This window comes from Rhodococcus sp. 06-156-4 (assembly GCF_002259345.1).
Taxonomy (GTDB): Bacteria; Actinomycetota; Actinomycetes; order Mycobacteriales; family Mycobacteriaceae; genus Rhodococcoides; species Rhodococcoides fascians_E.
Genome location: NZ_NPGB01000021.1, coordinates 1 through 1,304 on the forward strand (window position 1 = coordinate 1; position 1,304 = coordinate 1,304).

General features: G+C 65.8%; 1 protein-coding gene. It reads right to left on the reverse strand.

The genetic code is table 11. The annotated features are described in order from the left end of the window. The coding region (locus CH290_RS15780; protein ID WP_176460163.1) for an NAD(P)/FAD-dependent oxidoreductase at window positions 1-1,304 on the reverse strand (1,304 nt) is incomplete at both ends.

Consider the following 1,304-nt stretch of genomic DNA (forward strand, 5'->3'; position numbering starts at 1 on the left):
CGCCTGGCGTCGACTTGCTGCTCGGTCATCGCCAGCTGGCCTCGTCCGCGGGAGAAGAACGCGGTCAGCCAGGAGATCACGGTGGTGAGGCGGCTGCGGAAGCCGACGATGTAGAGCAGGTGCACCAGCAGCCACATGACCCAGGCGATGAAGCCGGTGATCTTGATGGGGCCGACCTGCGCGACGGCGGAGAAGCGGGACACCGTCGCCATCGAGCCCTTGTCGAAATACTTGAAGTCCTTGCGCTCGGGTATCTGCTTGCCTGCGCGCACTGCTTCGACGCCGTCTTCGATCACGCGTGCCGCGTAGCGGCCGCCCTGGATCGCGACCTGTGCGACGCCGGGGAGCTTGTCCAGTGCCATCATGTCGCCGACGACGAACACTTCGGGGTGGCCGGGGAGGGTGAGGTCCTTGTTCACCAGGACGCGGCCTGCGCGGTCGATCTCGGCGCCCGACTGTGCGGCGAGGGTCTTGCCGAGTGGGCTCGCGGCGACACCCGCAGACCAGACCTTGGTGCGCGAGGCGATGCGTCGGACGGTTCCGTCACTGTCCTTGACGGTCAAGCCGTTGGCGTCGAGGTCGGTGACCATCGCGCCGAGCTGGATGTCGACGCCCATCGTGGTGAGCCGTTTCGCGGCCGCCTGACCGAGGGAGTCGGCGAACGGGGGCAGAACCTTGGGTGCGGCGTCGAGCAGGATGATCCTCGCTGATCGCGAGTCGATGTGCCGGAAGGTGCCGTCGAGGGTCTTGTTCGCGAGTTCGGCGATCTGGCCTGCCATTTCGACGCCGGTAGGTCCGGCGCCGACGACGACGAAGGTCAGCAGCTTCTCGATCTCGGCCGGGTCCGTGGCGAGTTCGGCCTGATCGAACGCTCCGAGGATGCGGCCGCGGAGCTCGAGGGCGTCGTCGATGGTTTTCATGCCCGGTGCGTATTCGGCGAAGTGGTCGTTGCCGAAGTAGGACTGGCCGGCGCCTGCGGCGACGATGATGCTGTCGTAGCTGGTTTCGGTGATGCGCTCGAGGAACTGGGAGGTGACGACTCGCTTCTCGAGGTCGATGGCGTTGACCTCGCCGAGGATGACCGAGGCGTTGTGCTGGTCCTTGAGGATCATGCGGGTCGAGGGGGCGATCTCTCCTTCGGAGAGGATGCCGGTGGCCACCTGGTACAGCAGTGGCTGGAAGAGGTGGTGTGTGGTCTTCGCGATCAGCGTGACGTCGACGTTGGCCTTGCGCAGTTGTTTCGCCGCGAAGAGACCGCCGAACCCGGAGCCGATGATGACGACGTGATGCCGATGTACTCGCTG